Origin of the sequence: Cytobacillus sp. IB215316, from assembly GCF_033963865.1 — a bacterium.
In the GTDB taxonomy this organism is placed as follows: domain Bacteria; phylum Bacillota; class Bacilli; order Bacillales; family SM2101; genus Nanhaiella; species Nanhaiella sioensis.
Genome location: NZ_JAXBMC010000037.1, coordinates 1 through 5721, shown reverse-complemented (window position 1 = coordinate 5721; position 5721 = coordinate 1). Strand labels below are relative to the sequence as shown.

6 protein-coding genes are annotated in these 5721 nt (G+C 31.4%); all 6 read left to right on the top strand.

Annotated features, from left to right (window positions below; all coding sequences use genetic code 11):
* Positions 1–292: 292 nt before the first annotated feature.
* The 6 genes from SLH48_RS22035 (at position 293) to SLH48_RS22010 (ending at position 5243) form a co-directional block, all read left to right on the top strand.
* Positions 293–1057: an alpha/beta hydrolase gene (locus SLH48_RS22035; protein WP_320259883.1), complete on the top strand. Its 765-nt coding sequence runs from the start codon at positions 293–295 to the stop codon at positions 1055–1057.
* 353 nt (positions 1058–1410) lie between these two features.
* Entirely contained in the window at positions 1411–1599 is a 189-nt protein-coding gene (locus SLH48_RS22030; RefSeq protein WP_320259882.1) for a hypothetical protein, read from the top strand.
* Between the two features lie 790 nt (positions 1600–2389).
* Positions 2390–2830, top strand: coding sequence for a hypothetical protein (locus SLH48_RS22025; RefSeq protein WP_320259881.1), 441 nt, complete (start codon positions 2390–2392; stop codon positions 2828–2830).
* Positions 2831–2893: 63 nt separating this feature from the next.
* Complete coding sequence (locus SLH48_RS22020; RefSeq protein WP_320259880.1) at positions 2894–3673, top strand: class I SAM-dependent methyltransferase; 780 nt, start codon at positions 2894–2896, stop codon at positions 3671–3673.
* Positions 3674–3949: 276 nt separating this feature from the next.
* Positions 3950–4657: a class I SAM-dependent methyltransferase gene (locus SLH48_RS22015; protein ID WP_320259879.1), complete on the top strand. Its 708-nt coding sequence runs from the start codon at positions 3950–3952 to the stop codon at positions 4655–4657.
* Between the two features lie 163 nt (positions 4658–4820).
* A complete protein-coding gene (locus SLH48_RS22010; protein WP_320259878.1) occupies positions 4821–5243 on the top strand; it encodes an NUDIX hydrolase in 423 nt (140 codons plus the stop codon).
* The last annotated feature ends 478 nt before the right edge of the window (positions 5244–5721 follow it).

The window sequence follows — 5721 nt, the reverse complement described above, 5'->3', positions numbered from 1 at the left end:
TCAAGTCCCACTGGCGCATACGTCCTATCCCGACTACCTAAAGAATAGCCTATAAAAAGAAGGCCAACCAGATAAAATATCAATCTGGATGACCTTATAATACGATATGGCGCATATCTGAAATATAGTTATGTGCCATTATTCATGCAGGAGACTATTTAATAGAGAAAGAATTTCAGGTGAGGAACAATATTGTGGAATAAAGTGTCTAAATATTAATTTTTTGAGATAATTAATATTTAGTGAGGAGTTCTTAAAAAGTACAGAAATAAATTAAAGGGAGTAGTACTTGATGATAGAAATTTTTTCTGTTTATATTCCAGCTTTTGAAGAAGAAAGAAAAATTAGAATTTATCTTCCTAATGACTATAATCTCGTTAAGCGTAGGTATCCAGTGATATATATGCATGATGGTCAGAATGTTTTTCGAGACAATGATGCAATCGGAGGGGTTTCCTTAGAACTCGAAACATATTTAAATGAGAAAAAACTAAATGTAATTGTTGTAGGAATAGACCAGAATAAGGAAGAGAGAAAGAATGAATATTGTCCTTGGGTAAATGGGGAATACAGTAAACAATTGAGAGGAGAAATTGAGCCTTTCGGCGGGAAAGGAAAGCAGTATATTAATTTTATTGTAAATGAATTAAAAACTCTTATAGATGATAAATATCGTACTTTAATAGATCATTCTTCAATGGCAGGAATTTCATTAGGTGGTCTTATTACTACTTATGCTTGTTGTAGATATCCTAAAGTCTTTAAAAATATCGTAATAATGTCATCCGCTTTTTATGCTAATCAAGAAAATATTGAAGAGTTATTAAGAAATACGGATTTATCTGCAATTAATAGTTTTTATCTCGACTGTGGAACAAATGAAGCAGGTGAAGGAACAATAATTAGTAAAGAATTTGTAAACTCAAATAAATCTGTTTATGATATTCTAAAAGAAAAAATTCCTACTATTAATTTCAATATTATTGATGGTGGTGAACATAATTATTTGCATTTTAGGAATAGAATTCCTGAGTTATTTAACCATTTAATTAACTAAGAGTTCACGAGCGCCCATTCCTATTGATAACGGGATTACTACGAAAAGAATATTTATTATCCTTACAAATAGTAATGTTGAAAAATAGCTACAATACTGTTGATAATAATGATAACCCCGAATAAAAGATAAACGCTAGATACCCTACAACCAGGAGACACATTCTATGTTACTGACCTCAGTAAAACAAATCTGTGAAATTACTAATGTTTCTAGTGCAGCATTATATAGAAGGTTAAAAGAAATAAATTAAGCAATAATGGAAAATGTACTAAAATATCAAGCCATTAGTACAAGCATATCTTCTCTTGTTTCATAGTCTACTATGAGACTGTTAGAGAGGAGGTTATTCAATGGAGAATCTTCAAGTTATATGTGTAAGATCATCATTGTGTGATGAGAATATCACTTACTTTGCTAGAGTACAGCAAGGTGCTAGCGTATTAGATATTGTAATAAATGAAGATACGTTTAATATTTTGAAAGATATATTCCAGGTACCACTTTGTCCTCCTGAACAAGGAGACCCTGACCCAGTATAATAAGTATAATACCTCTATTTTCCGAAATGGAGAATCAGAGGTATTTTCATATGGTGATATTTAGCATATTCAATTTTTATTTACATAATAGGAGCTAAAAAGTAATTCCTTATATCTACAGGTAGTTCTTCTACCAAAAGAATCTCTAATTTATCTGTACATGGTGTAGTCATCAGTACAAAAGTCTTTTCATCTATTCAAACAGTGTAAATCGAGGTATTCTTTTTGGACTATTAGATGTAATAACCTCATAATCTTCCAGTTTGAAATTTGCCTTATATCCTTCTTGTTAAATTGGTACCTTGATATGATTTATAGATTGATTTAACTTAGATTAATCCATTATACAGGTAATAGAAACTCAAGTGATCTTCAACAAAATGGCGCTTTTCAGAAATAACTCTGAAAAGCGTCTTTATTTGTTTACTTTTTCTTCGTTCAAATTGCCAATCTTATATTGTACAACTAGGAGGGTAAATATGGATATATAGGTAAAACTTACGTTGTTTGCAGTGTCTCATTGTGGTTATTTACTGATTAATCAGTATGAATCGTTATTTAGTGGGTTTCTAAAATGGAAACAATTAAAGAGTCCAAAACGGTACTTGTACGTATTAAGGATATATACAAGCTCAGAAAGATGTGCATAGGTAGTAGTTTGTAGACTAAAAATTGAAGGGGTAAATGAATAATCAATAGTTTGATGAGATTATTAAAATAGCGCTAAATATGATAAGGTGCTGGACTCTTACCCTACTTATATCCACACAAATTAAATTAAGGGGAAAGAATGAAACCAAGATTAATAAAATTACGACCAAAAGTAGACCCTCGAGATTACATAAAAGGACAAGATGATAGAGGTAACTACATTTCATATGAAGGTGTAGGTAACAAAAATACCGATAGGCAGAATCATATCAAATCTTTATTTAAAGAAAGTGAAAATCTTCATAATTTTGCATACCCAAGGTATCATCAAGCTGACAAAGTTATTGAAGCTCTAAATAAAACTCTAGGGGTAAGTCGCACTATTTTTAGGCCTTATTATGAAAGGTCTGAAGATTGGATAATAGATATGAGGAATGGTATTCAATTAATTATTAACACCTATGATGAATATGGTGGAGATAGTGGTATTAAGCTCACAGGATTAATAACTGATGAAGATATAAGTGATAAAGAGGTGTTTAAAACTATTAATTGGTTATCAAAAGTGTATCAATTATAGGACAGATTGATATAGCTCTAAGAAATAAAGTGAAAATATGTAAATTAAGAGGTAGGGTGAAAATTGAGAAAACAATTAGATGATATTTTTTACGATAATATGGAAAAATATATTGATCCTGAGTTTTATGATTTACAATACGAGAATTATTTAAAAGACCTTCCACTTTTAATAGAGTGGGCAAATAAAAAGGGTGGGAATATTGTCGATTTAGCCTGTGGTACAGGAAGAGCAACAATCCCAATTGCTAAGCTTGGCTATAATATTACTGGGGTTGATATAAATGAAGGAATGTTAAATAGGGCAAAAGAAAAAACAAAAAATATGAATCTTGATATTCAGTGGGTCTTACAGAATTGTACTAAATTATCACTCAATAGAATGTGTTCTTTAATGTTTATGACTGGAAACTCTTTTCAACATTTTTTAACAAACGAGTCACAGGACAAATTATTACTATCAGTTCATAAGCATCTTGTAAGTGGGGGAATATTTATTTTTGGTACAAGATATCCAAAGATAAGAGAATTAGCAGCTATTGAGGAATCCAAAAATTCTTATTTTGATAAACGAAATCGAAAAGTAATTGAATATAAAACGGCATCATATAATTCGTTTACTCAAATACAGAATTGTAAATCTCGAAGGGAATTTATTAACGACAACGAGGAAGTTATAGCTATTGAAGAAGATATGATTTCCCTGCGTTTTGTATTTCCAATGGAAATGGAAAGGTTAATAGAACAAAATGGCTTCACTATATTAGATGTTTATGGTTCTTGGGATAAGAGTTCATTCCATGAAGACAGTAATGAAATGATATTTATCTGTAAAAAGGTATAAATCTATACAAATATCTAAAGGGTCAGTAAGGTTAGAAGATTGTTTTCTTCCACAATATGGCGCAAGAATATAGTAAAGGCGATCCTGAGTACCTTAAGGATAAGTCTATTAAGAATGGGCACCAGGTAATTTGCGAATCTTATAATACGATATGGCGCATTTCTCTAAGAGATGCGCCTTTATTTATGATTTAGGCCATGAATAAGAGCAGGACATTTTACGAAAAAAGTGAACTTATAATTAATGTTATATCAATGATTTGAAGGAGAGAAATACATGGATAATTCAACGAAAGATACTTATAACAAATTAGCTTATACATATCAAAACGATGTTGATAAGGGAAGTCCTTACAACTCTTATTATGAGCGCCCAGCTATGATGGCTGCTTTGCCTCAACAATTGAAAGAAAAAAGGGTGCTTGATGCTGGTTGTTCGGCTGGTTGGTATTCTTCTCAGTTATTGCATCAAGGGGCGGAAGTTACTGGTATAGATATAAGTCCGGAAATGGTGAAAGCAGCTAAGCAACGTATAGGAGAAGAAGTGACATTCCTTTGTCATGATCTTCAAGAAACCCTTCCGTTTAAGGATGATTCCTTTGATGTGATTGTAAGTTCACTTACGCTTCATTATCTTAAGGATTGGACTCATACATTTCAGGAATTTAATCGGATTTTAAAAGCAGATGGAACCTTTCTATTTTCAGTTCATCACCCATTTATGGACTATACAAGGTACAATTGTGATGACTACTTTAAAACCCAATACTTATCAGAAACTTGGAACAAACCTAATATTGCAATTGATGTCAGTTTTTACAGAAGATCCATGCAAAGCATCGTAAATGAAACCACTCAATTTTTCAATCTCGATAAACTGATTGAACCCCAGCCGCAAGAAAAGATGAAAGAAGTGAAAGAAAAATCTTATTACTATCTCATGACCAGCCCTCATTTCCTAATAGTAAAAGCTAATTCAAAGTAGTTAATGGAGGTTTAGAAATTGGGTGAGCCTCTTGTTTTCCGCAAATTGACGCTAGAATGTAGCAAAAGCAATCCTAACAAGAGTAATACAAATTTCAAAAAGAACAACGAGAAATAATTGGGTGAAATTATAAACAATTTGGCGTATGGAAAGGGCGAACCATATGACAGTGCAATTTTACAAAATAGATGAAATTTCAGAAGAAAAATTGGAGTTTGTTGTAATAAGTACTATATTTAATGGAAAGTGGCTGTATGTTAGGCATAAAGAAAGAAAATCCTGGGAAATACCAGGAGGTCACAGAGAGAACAACGAAGGTATTGAATTTTCTGCAAAACGAGAGTTATTAGAAGAGACAGGTGCAATCAAGTTCATTTTACATCCCGTTTGTGATATTGCAATCTTTAAATCCACAAGAAAACAATTTGGAAGATTGTTTTCTTGTGAAATTATTGAATTAGGTTCTTTACCAAATTCAGAGATATGTGAAGTTGAATTTTTTGAATCACTCCCAGATAATCTAACATACCCAGAAGTCCAACCATATTTACACAAGAAAATACTATCTCTAAAATACTGGGAATAAGTCGTGTGTAACAGCGTTTGTAAGGATATCTTCCACAATATGGCGCAAGAATATAGTTAATGCGATCTTGATTACCTTAAGGATAAAATCTATTAAGAATGAGCAGCCAGGTAATTTGTTGATCTTATAATACGATCTGGTACTGTTATGAAATAAACAAAACTCTAACAACTTTGATATTATTTTTCACAGCATAATGAAGTTTACTACTTAATTGAAACAACTATTGTTAACCTCGTCTTAAAATTAGGACGGGGTTAAACGTACTTGAAGTCTAAGAATGATATACTTAATTTTGGTATAGGAGGGATATTAATGCGTCTAATTTATAGTATTTTAAGAGAGATTAACAAGTCCAATACTCCAAAGGCAACAGATTATAAAATGAAAGATTATGAATTCAGAAAAATAATTCACTATATTAAAGAACATAATTACATAAAAGGAGAAATAATAACTTTTACTGATATTTTATTAG

Excerpts from the sequence above, each read along its gene's own strand:
- SLH48_RS22035 (WP_320259883.1), top strand. The coding sequence starts at position 293 with ATGATAGAAATTTTTTCTGTTTATATTCCAGCTTTTGAAGAAGAAAGA.
- SLH48_RS22030 (WP_320259882.1), top strand. The coding sequence starts at position 1,411 with ATGGAGAATCTTCAAGTTATATGTGTAAGATCATCATTGTGTGATGAG.
- SLH48_RS22025 (WP_320259881.1), top strand. The coding sequence starts at position 2,390 with ATGAAACCAAGATTAATAAAATTACGACCAAAAGTAGACCCTCGAGAT.
- SLH48_RS22015 (WP_320259879.1), top strand. The coding sequence starts at position 3,950 with ATGGATAATTCAACGAAAGATACTTATAACAAATTAGCTTATACATAT.
- SLH48_RS22010 (WP_320259878.1), top strand. The coding sequence starts at position 4,821 with ATGACAGTGCAATTTTACAAAATAGATGAAATTTCAGAAGAAAAATTG.